This window comes from Rhodococcus sp. WB1, from assembly GCF_001700945.1.
Classification (GTDB): Bacteria; Actinomycetota; Actinomycetes; order Mycobacteriales; family Mycobacteriaceae; genus Rhodococcus; species Rhodococcus aetherivorans.
This window is the reverse complement of the sequence record NZ_CP015529.1, coordinates 866652-883781: the sequence shown is the minus strand read 5'-3', so window position 1 is coordinate 883781 and position 17130 is coordinate 866652. Positions and strand designations below refer to the sequence as shown.

The 17130-nt window shown below is 68.3% G+C and carries 16 protein-coding genes; 14 read left to right on the top strand and 2 right to left on the bottom strand.

Annotation, left to right across the window (positions count from 1 at the left end; genetic code table 11):
- Positions 1–185: 185 nt before the first annotated feature.
- Genes A4U64_RS03975 through A4U64_RS03950 form a run of 7 tightly spaced genes read left to right on the top strand, consistent with a single transcriptional unit; the run spans position 186 to position 6468 of the window.
- Positions 186–626, top strand: coding sequence for a phage tail protein (locus tag A4U64_RS03975; RefSeq protein ID WP_065922223.1), 441 nt, complete (start codon positions 186–188; stop codon positions 624–626).
- Between the two features lie 10 nt (positions 627–636).
- Positions 637–1431: a CIS tube protein gene (locus A4U64_RS03970; protein ID WP_065922222.1), complete on the top strand. Its 795-nt coding sequence runs from the start codon at positions 637–639 to the stop codon at positions 1429–1431.
- Positions 1428–3239 (top strand): VgrG-related protein, encoded by a 1812-nt coding sequence (locus tag A4U64_RS03965; protein ID WP_065922221.1) that lies wholly within the window; start codon positions 1428–1430, stop codon positions 3237–3239. The genes A4U64_RS03970 and A4U64_RS03965 overlap by 4 nt, the downstream gene beginning before the upstream one ends.
- Complete coding sequence (locus tag A4U64_RS27620; protein WP_335740036.1) at positions 3217–3531, top strand: PAAR domain-containing protein; 315 nt, start codon at positions 3217–3219, stop codon at positions 3529–3531. Before A4U64_RS03965 ends, A4U64_RS27620 begins: the two co-directional genes overlap by 23 nt.
- A 3-nt stretch (positions 3532–3534) precedes the next feature.
- Entirely contained in the window at positions 3535–3972 is a 438-nt protein-coding gene (locus A4U64_RS03960; protein ID WP_065922220.1) for a GPW/gp25 family protein, read from the top strand.
- A gap of 4 nt (positions 3973–3976) precedes the next feature.
- Complete coding sequence (locus A4U64_RS03955; RefSeq protein ID WP_065922219.1) at positions 3977–5926, top strand: putative baseplate assembly protein; 1950 nt, start codon at positions 3977–3979, stop codon at positions 5924–5926.
- 47 nt (positions 5927–5973) lie between these two features.
- On the top strand, positions 5974–6468 hold the full coding sequence (locus tag A4U64_RS03950) for a phage tail protein (RefSeq protein ID WP_232334215.1): 495 nt from the start codon (positions 5974–5976) through the stop codon (positions 6466–6468).
- Here A4U64_RS03950 and A4U64_RS03945 read toward each other — a convergent pair whose 3' ends face one another.
- Both A4U64_RS03945 and A4U64_RS03940 read right to left on the bottom strand, forming a co-directional pair.
- Complete coding sequence (locus A4U64_RS03945; protein ID WP_065922217.1) at positions 6469–9285, bottom strand: BTAD domain-containing putative transcriptional regulator; 2817 nt, start codon at positions 9283–9285, stop codon at positions 6469–6471. It abuts the gene before it with no gap.
- 231 nt (positions 9286–9516) lie between these two features.
- Positions 9517–11070 carry an AMP-binding protein gene (locus A4U64_RS03940; RefSeq protein WP_065922216.1) on the bottom strand — a complete coding sequence of 518 codons (1554 nt, stop codon included), beginning with the start codon at positions 11068–11070 and terminating at the stop codon, positions 9517–9519.
- A 172-nt stretch (positions 11071–11242) separates the two neighbouring features.
- Here A4U64_RS03940 and A4U64_RS03935 point away from each other — a divergent pair, with 172 nt between their 5' ends.
- From A4U64_RS03935 to A4U64_RS03905, 7 genes are all read left to right on the top strand, one after another.
- Entirely contained in the window at positions 11243–12034 is a 792-nt protein-coding gene (locus A4U64_RS03935) for an FAD-binding oxidoreductase (RefSeq protein WP_043796686.1), read from the top strand.
- Between the two features lie 121 nt (positions 12035–12155).
- Positions 12156–13316 carry a 4Fe-4S dicluster domain-containing protein gene (locus tag A4U64_RS03930; protein ID WP_006945151.1) on the top strand — a complete coding sequence of 387 codons (1161 nt, stop codon included), beginning with the start codon at positions 12156–12158 and terminating at the stop codon, positions 13314–13316.
- Positions 13313–13774 (top strand): Crp/Fnr family transcriptional regulator, encoded by a 462-nt coding sequence (locus A4U64_RS03925; RefSeq protein WP_006945149.1) that lies wholly within the window; start codon positions 13313–13315, stop codon positions 13772–13774. Before A4U64_RS03930 ends, A4U64_RS03925 begins: the two co-directional genes overlap by 4 nt.
- On the top strand, positions 13764–14624 hold the full coding sequence (locus tag A4U64_RS03920; RefSeq protein WP_065923403.1) for an FAD/NAD(P)-binding protein: 861 nt from the start codon (positions 13764–13766) through the stop codon (positions 14622–14624). Before A4U64_RS03925 ends, A4U64_RS03920 begins: the two co-directional genes overlap by 11 nt.
- Positions 14624–15397: an oxidoreductase gene (locus A4U64_RS03915; RefSeq protein ID WP_065922215.1), complete on the top strand. Its 774-nt coding sequence runs from the start codon at positions 14624–14626 to the stop codon at positions 15395–15397. The genes A4U64_RS03920 and A4U64_RS03915 overlap by 1 nt, the downstream gene beginning before the upstream one ends.
- Positions 15381–16673 carry a Ni/Fe hydrogenase subunit alpha gene (locus A4U64_RS03910; RefSeq protein WP_065922214.1) on the top strand — a complete coding sequence of 431 codons (1293 nt, stop codon included), beginning with the start codon at positions 15381–15383 and terminating at the stop codon, positions 16671–16673. The genes A4U64_RS03915 and A4U64_RS03910 overlap by 17 nt, the downstream gene beginning before the upstream one ends.
- Positions 16670–17125 (top strand): hydrogenase maturation protease, encoded by a 456-nt coding sequence (locus tag A4U64_RS03905; RefSeq protein ID WP_065922213.1) that lies wholly within the window; start codon positions 16670–16672, stop codon positions 17123–17125. The genes A4U64_RS03910 and A4U64_RS03905 overlap by 4 nt, the downstream gene beginning before the upstream one ends.
- Positions 17126–17130 lie beyond the last annotated feature (5 nt).

Below are 17130 nucleotides of genomic sequence, written 5' to 3'. Positions count from 1 at the left end.
GACCACGGCAACTCCGATCGCCGGTACCGCGTCCCCGGCCGGCCCCCTCGCGGGCATGAACATCGACGATCTCGCCAACCGCCTCTACGAACCGATCGTCACCCGCATCAAGACGGAACTGTGGCTCGACCGGGAACGCGCCGGTCTGCTCGCCGATCCACAAATCTGAGCCGAAGGAGCAATCGATGTCGACCTCCGACGACGACCCTGCCGTGAGCGTGTGTTTCACGGTGGAGGTGGACGGCACGGACCTGGGCTCCTTCAACAGCTGCGAAGGACTCGGGGTGGAGATCGTCATGGAGCAGCGTGAGGAGGGCGGCAACAACACCATGGTGTGGCAGCTTCCCACTCGCATGAAGTTCACCAACGTCAAACTCACTCGACCGGTCGGCCCGAACAGCCGCAAACTGACCGAATGGCTCAGCCAGGCCCTCGAGGATCTCCAACCCACCACGGCTGGCATCACTGCTCGTACGGCGGACGGAACGGTCATCGCCGGCTGGTCGTTGCGCGGCGTCGTGCCGGTCCGGTGGACCGGCCCGAGCCTGAACGTCGACACCGCGAAGGTCGCCACCGAGACCCTCGAGATCGCACACCACGGCATCCTGCCGGGACCTACGAAGTGAAGGCCGACGAATGTCCGATCCGATCGCACTGGCCAATACCCCCGGCACGGCCCCGGCAAAGAAGGCTGGAAAGGCTGCCGCGAAGAAACCGTCGCCACCACCCGAGGCGCAGAGCCACGCGGAGCTGCTCCTCTACAAGGCGGAGAAGGCCGTGGGTGGAAGCAAGCGAGGCAGTTCGCTGGGGACGATCGCGTTCCAGTTCAATCCCAAGGAGATCACCATCTCCAAGTCCGCGAAGTGGGACCGGAGCCCGGCCAAAGGAACGAAGAAGGCAGGCCCACCGGAATACTCCGGGCCCGAGCCGTGCAAGCTCACCCTGGAGATGTTCTTCGACGCGACCTTCAAACAGGACACCGACGTCGCGAAGTGCGTCGACAAGCTCTTCTCGTGTTGCGTCCCGGTCGACGAGAAGGACAAGAAGCCCATGCCGCCGCTGGTGGTGCTGAAGTGGGGTGGAACCACGAGTTTCAATGCCTTCGTCACCCAGGTGAGCGCGAAGTACACCCTCTTCTCGGCGTCCGGCAAACCGATCCGCGCTGTGTGCAGCGTGAGCCTGGAGGAGATGCCGGGCGAGACGAGCCGGCAGAATCCGTCGTCGGGTTCGGTCACCCACTCCCGGGTCCACGAGGTGATCGAGGGCGACACGCTGCACCTGCTGGCCTATCGCGAATACGGAGATCCAGCCATGTGGCGAGCGGTGGCCGCCTACAACGGAATCGACGACCCGACGCGCCTCCCGCCCGGCCGATCGCTCGTGCTGCCGAATGTGACGGACCTGCTCACGAAGATCGGATCGCTGCGATGACATCGGCATCCGGACTGGAGATCGAGGTCGACGGCGATCGTCTGGCCGACGATCTCGTGGCCGTGCTCGCAACGGCATTCGTGGATTCGAGCCTGCAGGTGCCCGACATGTTTGCCCTGCGCTTCCGCGACACCGACCGGACCCTGCTCGCCAAATCGAAGATCAAGATCGGCTCCGAGCTGAGGATCGCCGTCGTCACCGACGCGGTCGCCGTTCCGGAACCGTTGGTGACAGGCGAGGTCACCGCCGTCGAACTCGAATTCGACGGTACGGGAACGTTCACGACCGTGCGCGGCTACGACGCGTCCCACCGGCTCTTCCGCGGCCGGCACACCCGGGCCTTCACCCAGACGACGGCGTCGGACGCGGCGGTCGGCGTTGCACGTGACGCCGGCATCGAACTGGGCAACATCACGTCCACCGGAACCGTCTTCGATCACTTGTCCCAGTGCGGCCGAACCGACTGGGAATTCCTCGTCGGCCTCGCGCGACGGGTCGGTTTCGAGGTCGCCGTGCGCGAGAACAAACTCGACTTCGGTCCCCGGAAACCCGCCGAGGAGGCCCCGCAGGCCGAGGGCACCTCCAGCCGGGATCCGCTCGTGCTGACCTTCGGAACCGATCTGCTGCGGGTGCGTTCGGTGGTGACCGCCGCCGAGCAGGTCGCCAAGGTTCAGGTACGGGGGTGGGACATCGCGCAGAAGCAGGCGATCGTGGCCGAAGCACCCGCGGAGACGAAGAGCGCGGTGCTGCCGACGATCACCCCGGCGGAGGTCGCGGCGACCTTCGGGGACCCCACCTACGTCGCCTCCGACGTCGCCTACCGCACCCAGCCCGAAGCCGACTCGGCGGCGACCGCTCTCGCCGAGGTGATCGGCGGGTCGTTCGCTCAGGTCGAGGCCCTCGTCCGCGGGAACCCGAAACTGCGGGCGGACACCCCGATCTGCCTGGCGAACATGGGTGAACCGTTCGACGGGAAGTACCTCGTGACCGCAGCCCGCCATCGGTACGTGCCCGGCGCCGGGGGCTACACCACGTCGCTGTCCGTCACCGGCAGGGAGGAACGCAGCCTGTTCGGGCTGTCGTCCGGCACCGGTGGCGAGGCGGACTACGGAGTGGTCGTGGCCGTCGTCAGCGACGCCCGCGACCCGGAACAGCTCGGCCGGGTCCGTCTGACCTTCCCGTGGTTGTCCGAGGACTACGTCAGCGACTGGGCGCGCGTCGTGCAGCCGGGCGCCGGGAAGGATCGCGGCGCACTCGTCGTCCCCGAGGTCGGAGACGAAGTGCTCGTCGCTTTCGAACAGAATGACCCGAATCGACCCTATGTCCTCGCCGGGCTGCACAACGGAATCGACACACCGGACACGAAGGGACCGGATCTCGTCGACGCCGGATCGGGAGCGGTCAATCGTCGTTCGTTCGTCTCCCGCAACGGACACCGGATCGATCTGCTCGACGAGGACGGGAAGACCGAAGGCATCCTGGCCGAGACCGGTGACGGACGACTGCGTCTGTCGCTGGACAAGATCGGCACCAAGATCGAGATACACAGTGACGGACGGATTCTCGTCGAGGGAACTCAGGGCGTGGTGATCGACGGCGCAGACTCGAAGATCGAGCTCACGTCGGGTGAGATCGTCCTGAAGGGCAAGCGTTCGGTCAAGATCGCGGGCGCCCGGGGAACGGTCGAGGCGGACACGACCGGCGTGAAGGTCGGCGGCCCGAGCGTGAAGGTGACGGCGAGCGCGACCGCCGAGTTCAAGTCCGGCGGACCGGCAATCGTCTCCGGTGCACTCGTCAAGATCAACTGAGGAGGTGGTCGTGCCCCCTGCCGCGCGCGTCGGTGATCCCACAGGCCATCCCGGAGTCATCGGCCCTCCGGGAGTCCCCACCGTCCTCATCGCCGGTCAACCGGCGGCGACGGTGGGAACCCCGCACATCTGCAGCTTCCCACCTCCCCCACCGCACCCACCCTCGGCGATCGTCGGACCCGGCTCGGCCACCGTCCTCATCGGCGGGATGCCTGCCGCACGGATAGGAGATATGTCCGCCTGCGGAGCTCCGATCGTCTCCGGCGCCCTCACTGTCCTGATCGGAGGTTGACCCATGTCCACCGATTTCGTCGGGCGTGGCTGGAACTATCCCGTCGGCTTCGACGCCGCGGGCGCGGTGGCGCTGGCGTCGGGGCCCCGCGACATCGAGCAGGCGATCGAGCTGATCCTGCGAACCACACCGGGCGAACGACCGATGCGACCCGAGTTCGGGTGCCGCGTACAAGATCATGTCTTCTCACCCGCCGACGACGGGACCGCGGCTGCGATCGCCGCCGATGTGCACGATGCCCTCACCCGCTGGGAGCCCCGCATCGACCTGGTCGACGTGGTGGTCCGGTTCGATCCGGACGTACCGACGACCTGCTACATCGACATCTCCTATTCGCTCCGCGAGCGCAACGACGTCCGCAATCTCGTCTTCCCGTTCTATCTGATCGTCGACGAACCCGCCGAGTCGTTCACGGCCGTCGAACCACCGCAGAGGAAGTGACTCCGTGCTCCCCGCCCCGAACCTCGACGACAGAACCTTCCAGCAACTGGTGGACGACGCACGTCGACTGGTTCAGGACAGATGCCCCGAATGGAGCGACCACAACGTCTCCGATCCCGGCATCACGCTCATCGAGACGTTCGCGATGATGGTCGACCAGCTCATCTACCGGCTCAATCGCGTCCCCAACCGGAACTACCTCAAGTTCCTGGAACTGATCGGCGTGGAGCGACGACCACCGGGAGTTGCTCAGGGGGCGGTCACCTTCTGGCTGTCCGCACCGCAACCGCAGACGGTCGTCGTGCGCGCGGAGACCGAGGTGGCGACGGATCGCACGGACGTCACCGAGCCGGTCGTGTTCTCGACGGCGGAGCGCCTCGACATCGTTCCCTGCAGCGCCGCCTGGGTGGGCGTCCAGCTGGTCGGCTCGGAACCGGTCGAACGCACCAACGAGATGCGCGGCTCGGCCGGGTTCACATGTTTCTCACCGGTCCCGCGCCCCGGGGACTCCCTGGTGATCGGCTTGTCGAATGCCGTTCCGCGCTGCGCGGTACTGCTCCGGATCGACTGCGAGGTCTCCGGCATCGGTGTCGATCCACGACGACCACCGCGGGTCTGGGAGGCCAGGACCCCCACCGGCTGGCAGCGCTGCGAAGTCGACCGCGACCAGACGGGAGGCCTGAACAAGCCCGGCGACGTGGTCCTGCACATCCCCCCGGAGCACACGGAATCGGTGTTCGCCGGCGTGCGCCGGGCGTGGATCCGCTGTCGGCTGCGGGAAACCGAGAGCGGCGAACGCACCTACTCCGAACCTCCCCGCATCCGGAAGATCACCGCCCGGACGATCGGCGGCACCACTCCGGTCATCCACGCCCGTGTGGTGCACGACGAGTTCCTCGGGGTCTCCGACGGTGCTGCCGACCAGCACCTTCGGGTGCGCCACACGCCGGTCCTGCGGTGGCCGGGATGCAGCATGGTGGTCGTCGACGCCGGCCAGGAGTCGCGGTGGCATCACGTGGAACACTTCGCCGAATCGACCGCGCAGGACAAGGTGTTCCACGTCGACGCAGTCACCGGCGAGGTGTCCTTCGGTCCCGCCCTGCGTCAGGCCGACGGGACCCTGCGGCGGTACGGTGCGGTGCCGGCGAAATCGTCGGCGATACGCATGGCCGCATATCGGACGGGCGGCGGCGCCGAAGGGAATGTCGCGTCCGGACGGATCCGGGTGCTGAAGACGAGCGTGCCCTATATCTCCCGAATCGAGAATCGCGGCCCGGCGATCGGCGGTGCACCCCCGGAAACCCTGGAGGAACTCAAGATCCGCGGACCGTTGCTGTTGCGCTCCCGCGGGCGCGCGGTGACCGCCCGCGACTTCGAGGAGTTGACACGCGAGGTCGCGCCGGAGACCGCTCGTGTGCACTGTCTTCCGTCCAACGACGCGTCCGAGGCGGGCGTGGTCCGGGTCCTCCTGGTTCCCCACGTCCGTCCAGACGATGCGGGACACATCGCCCTGGCCGATCTCGAACCCCCGGACGACACCGTCCAGCGAATCCGGCGGTATCTCGACGAACGCCGGCTCGTGGGCACCCGTCTGATCATCGAACCACCGGTCTATCGGGCCGTGACGGTCGTCGTGGTGAACGTGCGTCCGGGACCCGGATTCACTGCCGCCCAGGTCGAATCGGGTCTGCTCGATGTCCTGTACCGCTATCTCGACCCCTTGCGTGGCGGACGGGACGGCCGAGGCTGGCCGCTGGGCCGCGCGGTGCGCGACGGTGAGATCGCGGCGGCGATCAGTGCGGTGCCCGGCTTCGAGATGTCGAGCAGCACGTCGATCCGGTTGTATCCCGCGGATCCCGTCACGGGCAGTCGCGGGGAACGCGCATCGGTCTTGCCGCTGGCCGCGGACACGCTCGTTTACTCGTACGACCACCAGGTGGTGATGACGGCATGAGAGGCACCCTCGCAGCGCTGTCGTCCCCGCGACCACTCGTCGAGACAATGCCCGCGGTGTATCGACAGGATGCGCGCACACAACAGCTCTGCGACGCATTCGACGAGGTCCTCGCGCCGATACTGGCGACCCTCGATTCGTTCTGTGCCTACCTGGATCCACACACCACGCCGGAGGACATGCTCGGCTGGCTCGCCGGCTGGATCGGACTCGCCTTCGACGGCCACGAATCCGAATCCCGCCGACGCGACCTCATCGCCGCAGGAGTCCGGACGATGGCGGTTCGCGGAACCGTGCATGGGATCAGGGAGGCCGTAGCGGCCGTGTTCGACCTCGAGCCCGAGATCGAGGAGTCCGGAGGGACCGTGGGTTCCGCCACGGCCGGTGTCGCACCACCGGGAAGTCCCCATCCCTATCTTGTCGTCCGCCTGACCGTCACCGACCCGAGGATGGTCGACGAACGCCGATTCGACGCCTTGGTCGAGGCGGTCAAGCCTGCACATATTCCGCACCGAGTCGAGATTTCCGGAGGCGCCGTTTGATCAACTCTCGACGAGACCGAGTTCTTCCTGCACCCGTCGATGGTCGAGTCGTACCTGTTCGGCGGCGCTCATGTCGCCGGCCTTCTCGCGGATATCGACCATGATCCACCAGGGCCGATCCTGATAAGGGTTCAGATCCACCGCACGGTGGGCAGCGATGTCGGCTTTCACGCTGTCACCGAGCGCCACATAGTCTTCGGCGAGTGCCACGGCTGCGCTCGCAGCGGCACTGCGCAGCCGATGTCGCTCGGAGGCCACGAACTCCGCGGGACCATCTTCCTGGAGGAGGTCGCCGGTGTAGAGAGTGAGCGCGTATTCGAGGGATGCCACCCGGTCACGTGCCGCCTCCGGGTCGGTTCGGGCGGCGGCATTCGACAACGCGCGTTCGAATTCGACCACGTCCGAGAAGACATACCCGGGCGTCGCCAATCGATACGACTCGTCGCTGCGCTGCAGCGTCATCCCGTACTCACCGAGCAGACCTCGCACGCTCGAGACTGCGACCTGCAATCGGTGGCATGCCACCTCGTGCGCGGCACCGGGCCACAGCGCATCTTCGAGCACCTCCCGGTGGTAATCGAGGTTCGGGGTCATCGACAGGAGGTGCAGCAGTATCCGTGCCTGGGGCCGGAGACCTGTGAGGTCGACGATTTGTCCGAATGCCTCCAGTCGGTATCCGCCGAAGCAGAAGATCCCGATCGCGGGAAGCACGGCACCGCGGATCGGATCCGTCTGATGGGCCGTCATTGGCGCAAGTTCTTTGAGAGTGGGAGAGCGACTCTTGTCGTAGCCTGTTGCGTACGACAATGCCATCATCTCGGCTCGGTGCAGTCCGACGCCGTGTGCGGCGGCGGCTGCCTGTTTCGACCGGGCGACGATGTCGGGGGCGGCCGGGTTCAGCCCCAGGACACGACTCCACACCACGAGAACCGGCGCATTCAGGCGCTCGAAGCGGCGTGCCGCATCCTCGAACCGATCGAACGCCGTCGGGTCACGTCGGTGCAGCGCGACGAGCGCGAGCCCGAATGTCAGCAGTCCAGCGCCCCAGTGATCGTCGACCTTCTCGCACTCGACCAGCATTTCCTCGCAGATGTCGGCGCGCCACTCGGCGGGAAGGTCCCGCATGAGCACCAATTCCTGCAGGCCGCGGCAAACTCTCTCGAGCCACAGCAGGCCCTCCCGATAGCATCTCGACGCCAGATCGTTCACTACCGCAGGATCTGGCATCGCTCCGCGAAGCGCATCGACGATCGTGACCACCAACCGTGACGAGATCGCGGCAATCTGCTCGTCCGCGGCTTGCGCCTCGACCATTGCCTCTCTGGCCGAGGCGATGTCGCCCGCGCTGAGGGCGCACATCCCCTCTACGAATCGCGCCTTCGGCGCTCCTGGTTCGGTTGCGGCGCGCCCAGTGTTAGGGGCCCGCAATGCGGCCCGCAGGGGCCCGAGCCAGTGTTGCAGGAGTCGCGCGTCGACCGACGCTCCCGGCAGCCATGCCAGCAGTTCGCGCCGCTCGGATTCGCACCGTGCGACGAACTCCGGGTCGTCGAGCAACTCGCGCGCCGCTCGATAGACTTGTTCGGCTTCGGCGATGGCCCCCTCCCGCACGCGCAAGCGCGCCAACGCGAGTGCCAGCCACGGATCGGTCTGCCACTCGCTGCATGTAATAAGGGGATCGTCGTTCCCTATCGGCACGGTGCAGCTGGCTGCGTGTCGGACCAGTCGCGAGACCGCCGCCCAGTCCGATGCCTTGGCATAGGCGTGGGCGGCATGTCGGTGCTCGCCGGCCTCCTCCAACACCCGGGCTGTCCGTAGGTACCACGCCTTGGTTTCCCTCTCCCCGTTGGCTTCCAGCAATGCGAGCTCGAGGTATGTCCGGAGCACCTCGTGATACCGGAAGGTCCGACCGACGTCGTCGCACTCGGTGAACAGCTGATGTTCGGTCAACTGCTGAAGAATGCGTCCGCTGTCGCTGATTCCCAGCAGAGTGTCGCAGAGGGCAGGTGTCATGAGCTCGAGCGAGGCGGTGTGCGTCATGAACCATCGCTGATCGGCCGGCAGTTCCGCCAGAACGTTACGGGCGAGGTACGCCCGGACGAGTCTGGAGTGCCCCGTGAGGTGGCCGACGGCACGCTGCCGGTCGCAGTCCGCGAGTTTGGACGTGGCGAGATGAAACAGCTGCAAGCCTGCTGCCCATCCTCCTGTCCGGCGCGTCAGTCTGGCTGCCGGCTCAGGCGAGAGTGGCTCGCCGTAGAAGGTTGCGAACAGCTCTTCCACTTCCCACGACCGGAATCGCAACTGGTCCTGATCGATCACGCGAGCCTCGCCCGACACAACGAGTCGGGGTAAGTTGATTTCCAGGGTGCGCCGCGTTCCGAGGATGATGCGTAGACGAGGAGGGCGCAATGCGACGAAACGACCCAGTGCCGTTTCGGCGCCACTATCGGCGATCTCGTGAGCATCGTCGATGATCAACAATGCATCGACGTCGCCGATTTTGTCCAATTCGCCGAGAACAGCGTCGATCGAATTCGTTTCCGGGTCGAGAGCAACGCCCATTTCCCGAGCAGCAGCGCAGAGATATTTACCGAAGGCATGTTCGGTCGAGTCGTCCTCGGTCACCCGATACCACCCGACCGGGGAGTCAGTCGACGCGGCGACCTGGGACAACAATGTCGATTTCCCTGATCCCGCCGGACCGACGACGACGACCACGGGGGTCAACTCGTCATAGCATTGTTTCAACAACCTTTCTCGCCGCAACCCACGTTGAGCGGGCACTCGAAGTTTTGCCCTCAAAATTTCCGACGTTGGCATTTCGGATCCACCCCTGGCACCGGACTGCAATCCCCACCGTTCGAATATCCTCCCGAACGAAACCGAACGCCAGTGTTCGGTGGGCCGATTTCCGAACTCATTGCAGCTCCGAGGGACGGAACACTTACGGATGCCGCGAGTTGTAGAGCCTCGACGTCCGTGTTCGTGAGGATCCGACGTCGGTTTCTACCCGCCGCACAACCTGCCTCGGTTGCGAAACGAATGTTCCGCCTATCTGTACGACGCGCGCAGAGTCTTCTTGTCCAGCTTGCCCAACGGGGTGAGCGGCAGCGCGTCGAGGAAGTCCACCGACTTCGGTGCGTGCACCGAACCCTTTGCGGCGCGGACTCTCTCGATCAGCTCCTCCGCGCGGACCGACCGGCCGTCGCGCAGCACCACGCAGGCTTTGACGGCCTCGCCCCACTTGGCGTCGGGCACGCCGACGACCGCGACGGACGCGACCGCCGGATGCGCGGAGATGACGTCCTCGATCTCGCGGGGGAAGACGTTGAATCCGCCGGTGACGATCATGTCCTTCTTGCGGTCGACGATGGTGAGGAAACCGTTCTTGTCGGCCCGGGCGACGTCGCCGGTGTGCAGCCAGCCGCCCCGCAGCGCCTCGGCGGTCTCTGCGGGTTTGCCGAGGTATCCCTTCATCACCAGCGGCCCGCGCACGCAGATCTCCCCCAGCTCCCCGCGCGGCACCTCGTTCAGGTCGTCGTCGAGCAGCCGCACGTCGAGCCACGGGACCGGCCGCCCGCACGTGGCGAGGCGTTCCGGATCGTCGGCGAGGTGGTCCTCCTTGCGCAGCACGGAGATGGTCATCCCGCATTCGCTCTGCCCGTAGAACTGGAAGAACACCGGGCCCAGCCGCTCGATGCCCTCCCGCAGCCGCGCCGGGGACATCGCCGACGCGCCGTAGAACAGGGTCTCGAGGCTGGACAGGTCGCGGCGGTCGAAATCGGGGTGGTCGAGCAGCAGGTAGATCATCGTGGGCACTAGCATGGTGGCGTTGATGCGGTGCTTCTCGATCGTCTCGAGCACCAGGCCCGGCTCGAAATACGGCAGCACGTAGAGGGATCCGCCGCGCAGCAGCGTCGGGACGAAGAACGCGGCGCCGGCGTGCGAGAGCGGCGTGCAGATCAGGAAGCGCGGCTCGTCGGGCCACTGCCATTCGGCCATCTGGATCTGGGTGAGCGTCGCGCCGGAGCGGAACGAGCCCATGACGCCCTTGGGTTTGCCGGTGGTGCCGCCGGTGTAGACGATGCTCGACGTGTCCTCGGCCGCCACCGGCGCGGCGACGAGCCGCTGCGGCGTGAACTGTGCGGCCAGGGCGAGGATGTCGGTGCCGACCTCCGACGGGCCGAGGGAGAAGACGTTCTTCAGCGTCGGCACCTGTGCCCTCAGTTCGGCGGCGCGTTCCTCGAAGTGGTTCGGATCGAAGATGAGGGTCTCGATGGCGGCGTCGTCGACGATGTAGAGGTGGTCCGACAGCGAACCCATGGGATTGAGCGCGCTGTTGCGGCAGCCGGCGACCATCGTCGCGCCCATCGAGATGAGAACCTCGGGGCGGTTCTTCGACAGCATCGCCACCGACGATCCCTGCCCCACCCCGACCGAGGCGAGTGCCTGCCCGAACCGGCTGATCTCGTCGCGCATCTCCCCGCCGGTGAGCACGACGTCGCCGAGGTACAGGGCCGGCTTCTCGGCGCTGCGCTCGAGGGCGGTGATGAGCAGGTCCGCGGTGAACACGGGGCGATGCAGGTCGGCGTACTCGTCGGTCATGGTCGTCCTTCCGATCGATGGGGCGGCGTGGTGACGGCTCGACGTGGCAGGGATCACCCTTCGTCACCATAACCGCATCGGCGGCAGAATTGGAACATGTTCCATTCCGGGTGCGGCGCCTACCTCCCCTAGAGTGGGGCCACCTTCACGCTCGAGCACCGGGAGTCACACCATGCAGCCGGCCGGACAGACCCTGCACACCCCCGACACGGTGTGGTCGGCGACCGTCGTCGAGCACCACCGGCTCCGCCACGACGTCGCGGTGGTACGCCTCGAATGCGACGACGCGATGGTGCCGTTCGCGCCCGGGCAGTACGTCGACGTCACCGTGCCGCAGCACCCCCGGCTGCCGCGCCGCCTCTCCCCCGCACTGCCCCCGTCGCTCGACGGCAAGCTCGAGTTCCACGTCCGTACCGTCCCCGGCGGCTGGGTCAGCGGCAGCATCGTCACCGCCACCCGGCCCGGCGACGTGTGGACGATCGGCGCGCCGCAGGGCGGCAACCTGCACGTCGACGACTCCGGCCGCATCGTGATCATGGTGGCCGGCGGCACCGGCCTGGCCCCGCTGAGGGCGCTGATCCTCGACGTCGCGCGCCGGCCGGACCCGCCCCAGACCTTCCTGTTCGTCGGCGGCCGCACGCCCCGCGACCTGTACGCCGCCGACATGCTGATCCTGCTCGCCGAGACGCTGCCGTGGCTGACCGTGGTGCCGGTGGTCGAGTCGGTCGACGACCCCGGGATCCCCGACGAGTGGTACGACCGCATCGTCGCCCACGTCGGCGATCCCGGGTTCCACCCCGACGAGCTGCTCGAGGGCAGCCTCGACGAGGTGGTCACCTCCTACGGGGCGTTCGGCGACCACCAGGTGCTCGTGTGCGGGTCCGCGGCGATGGTCCGCGCGACCCTGCACACGCTCGTCGAGACCGGGACCCCCGCCGAGAACGTCCGGTTCGACCCGTACTGACCGGGCCGCGACGGCCGACCGGTTGACCGGGCGGTACGCCCGCGACGATACTCGAGGGGGCCACCAGCGCGACGAGTGAGGGCTGCGCCGGGTCGTGACCGTTCGAATCACGGGAGCTGCCATGGGTATTGCGGATTCGCACGCCGACCCCCCGACGCCGGCAATCCTGTCCCGCGCCCACCTCGACCGGCTGATCGAGGTGCTGCAGGCCGAGGGATATCGCGTCGTCGGCCCCACCGTCCGCGACGACGCCATCGTGCTCGACGAGCTCGGGTCGGGACGAGAGCTGCCCGACGGGTGGGGCGTGTCGACCGCACCCGGGCGGTATCGGCTCCGGCGACGCGACGACACCGCCGTGTTCGGCCATTCCGCGGGTCCGCAGTCGTGGAAGCAGTTCCTGCACCCCGCACGACAGCAACTGTGGTCGACCGCGCCGGACGGCAGTTACCGGCCCCCACCCGCGGACGAGACCCGGTACGCGTTCCTCGGCGTCCGCGGCTGCGACCTGGCCGCGATCGGCATCCTGGGCACGGTGCTGACCCGCGGCGCCCATCCCGACGGGGCCACCGCGCGACGGTTCCGCGGGCTGTTCGTCGTCGCAGTCAACTGCACCGAACCCGGCGAGGTCTGCTTCTGCGCCTCGATGGCCACCGGTCCCGCCGCGGGCCCGGGGTACGACCTGGGCCTGACCGAACGCGTCGACGAGCAGGGACACCGTTTTCTCGTGGACGTCGGGACCGACGAGGGTGCCCGCATCCTGGACCTGCTCCCCCACCGCGACGCCACCGCGGACGAGACCACCGGGGCCCGCAACGCGGTGGCGGCGGCCGGCGACCGGATGGGACGGAGCATGCCCGAGGTCGACCTGCGGGCGATGCTCCGCGACGCCCGCGAGGCGGACGTCTGGGAGGATGTGGCCGATCGCTGCCTGACCTGCGGAAACTGCACGATGGTGTGCCCCACCTGCTTCTGTACGTCGACGGAGGACGTCACCGACCTCGCCGACGGGCACGCCGGAAGGTGGCAGCACTGGGCATCCTGTTTCGAACCGGACTTCTCCTACATCCACGGCGGTGACGTCCGGGCGTCCGGCCGGAGCCGGTACCGGCAGTGGATCTCGCACAAGCTCGGCACCTGGCACGACCAGTTCGGCAGCTCGGGATGTGTCGGCTGCGGCCGCTGCATCGACTGGTGCCCGGTCGGCATCGACATCACCGCGGAGGCGGCCCGCCTCACCGGCGCGCTCGCCACCCACGACGACGAACCGGACGGGCACCGATGACGACCCCACCGCTCGACGGCATCCGGGCTCTGGCGGGGCTGGGCCCGGAGGCGCGGGATCGGATCGCCGCGCTCGCCCACCCGGTCCGCTTCGCCGCCGGGGAGCACGTCTTCCACGAGGGCGGGGAGGCGCGCAGTTGCTGGCTGCTCCAGGAGGGCCGGGTGGATCTGTACACGGTGGTGCCCGGCCGCGGCCAGGTCACCCTCGACACGTTCGTCGACGGTGACGTCCTGGGATGGTCGTGGCTGACGCCGCCCTACCGCTGGCATTACGGGGCCGTCGCGGCCGCTGCGACCTCGGCTCTGGAGGTGGACGCCGCGGCGCTGCAGGCGCTGAGCGAGGCCGACGCCGAGTTCGGATACACGGTGATGCGGGCCCTGTTCGGGGCCCTCCTGGAGCGGTTGCAGGCCACCCGGGCGCGACTGCTGGACCTGTATGCGGGTCCCGATGTTCGGTGACCTCGCGCACGACACCGCAGCGGCGCCGGGCGCGCCGATGCTGCCCAGCGCCCACCGGGTTCGCTCGCGGACCGTCGAGACCGCCGATGCGGTGACGCTGTCGCTGGCCCCGCTGGGGGCGCCGCGACCGCGGTTCCGGCCCGGGCAGTTCATGATGCTCTACGCCCCCGGGGTCGGCGAGATCGCGCTCTCGGTCAGCGGGGATCCCACCGACACGACCGGGGAACTGGTCCACACCGTGCGGAAGGTGGGTGCGGTGAGCCGGGCCCTGCACGACGCCGAGCCCGGCGCGATCGTCGGCGTGCGCGGCCCGTTCGGGGTGGGCTGGGACCTCGAGTCGTGCACGGGCCGGGACCTGGTGATCGTCGCCGGCGGGGTGGGGTTGGCCGCGGTGCGGGCCGCCGTTCTCGGCGCGGTGGCCGCGCGCGGCGACTTCCGGCGCGTCGTGCTCGTGGTCGGAGCACGCCGGCCGGCCGAGATCCTGTATCGGCGCGAGCTACAGGACTGGGCCGACGGCGGCGTGGAGATCCGGCTGACGATCGACCAGCCGGTCCAGGGCTGGTCCGGGTCCGTCGGATTCGTCACCGAGCCGCTGAGCCGGCTCGACCTCGATCCCGCGCGGACGACGGCCCTGCTGTGCGGGCCGGAGGCGATGATGCGGTTCTCGGCCCGGGTGCTGCTGGGCAAAGGGATTCGGCCCCCGGATATCCGGGTCTCGCTCGAACGGAACATGCAGTGCGGGATCGGGCTGTGCGGGCACTGCCAGCTCGGCGAGATCCTGCTCTGCCGGGACGGCCCGGTGCTGGATTACGCGGTGGCCGGACCGCTGCTGCACGTACGGGAGCTGTGATGGACAGGCCGAAGCTCGCGGTGTGGAAGTTCGCGTCGTGCGACGGATGTCAGCTGTCCGTGCTGGACTGCGAGGACGAACTGCTCGCGCTGTCGGGGGCGGTGCAGATCGCCCATTTCCTCGAACTGTCGAGCGCCGTCGACGACGGTCCGTACGACCTGTCGCTGGTCGAGGGCTCGATCACCACCGCCGCGGACGTCGCGCGCATCCACCGGGTCCGGGAGCAGTCCCGGACCCTCGTCACGATCGGCGCGTGCGCAACCGCCGGCGGCATCCAGGCGTTGCGCAACTTCGCCGACGTCGCCGAGTTCACCTCGATGGTCTACGCCCACCCGGAGTACATCGAGACCCTGGCGACGTCGACGGCGATCGCGGCGCACGTGCCGGTCGACTTCGAGTTGCGCGGTTGCCCGATCGACCGGCGCCAGTTGCTCGAGGTGATTACCGCGTTCCTGGCCGGCCGCCGGCCGAACATCCCGAACACCAGTGTGTGCACCGAATGCAAGCGCCGGGGATTGACCTGCGTGATGGTCGCCGACGGCACGCCCTGCCTCGGCCCGGTGACCCACTCCGGCTGCGGCGCCCTGTGCCCGGCGCAGTCGCGCGGCTGCTACGGCTGTTTCGGGCCGACGACCGACCCCAACATCGCGTCGCTGGCCGGGTGGCTGCGCACGTGCGGCATGAGCGACGACGACATCGACCGCGCCTTCGCGACGTTCAACGTCGGCGCCCCCGTGCTCGCCGAGAGGCACCGCCGTGAGCGGGAGCCGTAGAGAGCTGACGGTCCGTGCTCTCGCCCGCGTCGAGGGCGAGGGCAGACTGAACGTGTCGGTGCGCGACGGGCGGGTGCAGCGCGCGGAGCTGAACATCTACGAGCCGCCCCGGTTCTTCGAGTCGTTCCTGCGGGGAAGGGATTTCCGCGAGCCTCCGGACATCACCTCCCGGATCTGCGGGATCTGCCCCGTCGCCTACCAGGTCAGCGCCTGCAATGCGCTGGAGCAGGCCTGCGGGGTCGAGCTCGACGAGCCGGTGCTGAACCTGCGCCGCCTGCTCTACTGCGGCGAGTGGATCGCCAGCCACGTGCTGCACATCTACTTCCTGCACGCCCCCGACTTCCTCGGCCTTCCCGACGCGATCGCCCTCGCCGAGCGTCATCGGAGCGCGCTCGAACGCGGGCTGGCCCTGAAGAAGGCCGGCAACGCGATCCTCGAGCAGGTCGGCGGACGGCCCATCCACCCGGTCAACGTGCGGATCGGCGGCTTCTATCGCGCACCGACCCGCACGGAACTCGCCCCGCTCGCCGAGCGGCTGCGCCGCGCCCTCGACGACGCGCTCGACACGGTCCGCTGGGTGGCCGGGTTCGACTTTCCCGAGGTCGATCTCGATCACGACCTGCTCGCCCTGCACCGGCCGGACCGCTACGCCATCGAGGACGGGCAGATCCGGTCGTCGACCGGATCCTCCTTCGCCGCAGCACAGTTCCCGGACCATGTGGTCGAACACCAGGTCCCGCACTCGACGGCCCTGTACGCGCGGCTCGACGGGCGGCGGTACCTGACCGGACCCCTGGCCCGATACACCCTGAACTCCGCGCAGCTGTCGGAGACCGCACGACAGTCGGCACACGCGGCGGGACTGGGGACGCAGTGCCGTAACCCGTTTCGCAGCATCGTTGTTCGCGCCGTCGAAACCGTCTATGCGGTGGAGGAGGCGCTCCGCCTGATCGCCGGGTACGAGCGTCCGGGCCGGCCCGGCACCGAGGTCGCCGCCCGCGCCGCGACCGGGCACGGTGTCAGCGAGGCACCGCGGGGACTGCTGTACCACCGTTACGAGCTCGGCGACGACGGACTGATCCGCTCGGCCGTGATCGTCCCCCCGACCTCCCAGAACCAGGCTGCCGTCGAACACGATCTGCGCACGCTGATCGCCGGCCACCTGGAGCTGTCCGATGCCGATCTGACGTCGCTGTGCGAACGGGTGATCCGCAACTACGACCCGTGCATCTCGTGTGCCACACACTTCCTCGACCTCACGATCGACCGCGGGTGATCGCGACGAACTTCGTGGTGATCGGCGTCGGCAACGAGTACCGTCGCGACGACGGCGTCGGGCCCGCGGCGGCCCGGGAGGTCGGCCGGTCCCGGCCCGGATGGCGGGTCCTGATCTCCGACGGCGAGCCGACGTCAATGCTGGACGCGTGGGCCGGGACGCGGTTGGCGGTCGTCGTGGACGCCACAGTCGGCACCGGTCCGCCCGGCGCGATCCGGCGTCACGAGATCGGGGAGGCGAGTCTCGCCCGCCGCTCGCGACACGCCGGCTCGCACAGCCTCGGTCCCGCCGAGGCGTGGGCGCTGAGCCGGATCCTGGGCGTCGACCCGGGTCGGGTCGTGGTCTACACCCTCGAGGTGACGGAGGTCGGTTACGGCGTCGGCCTGTCGCCCGCCACCGCCGCGGCACTGCCCGCCGTGGTGCGGGCAGTGATCGACGAATGCGAGCGGTAAGGCCG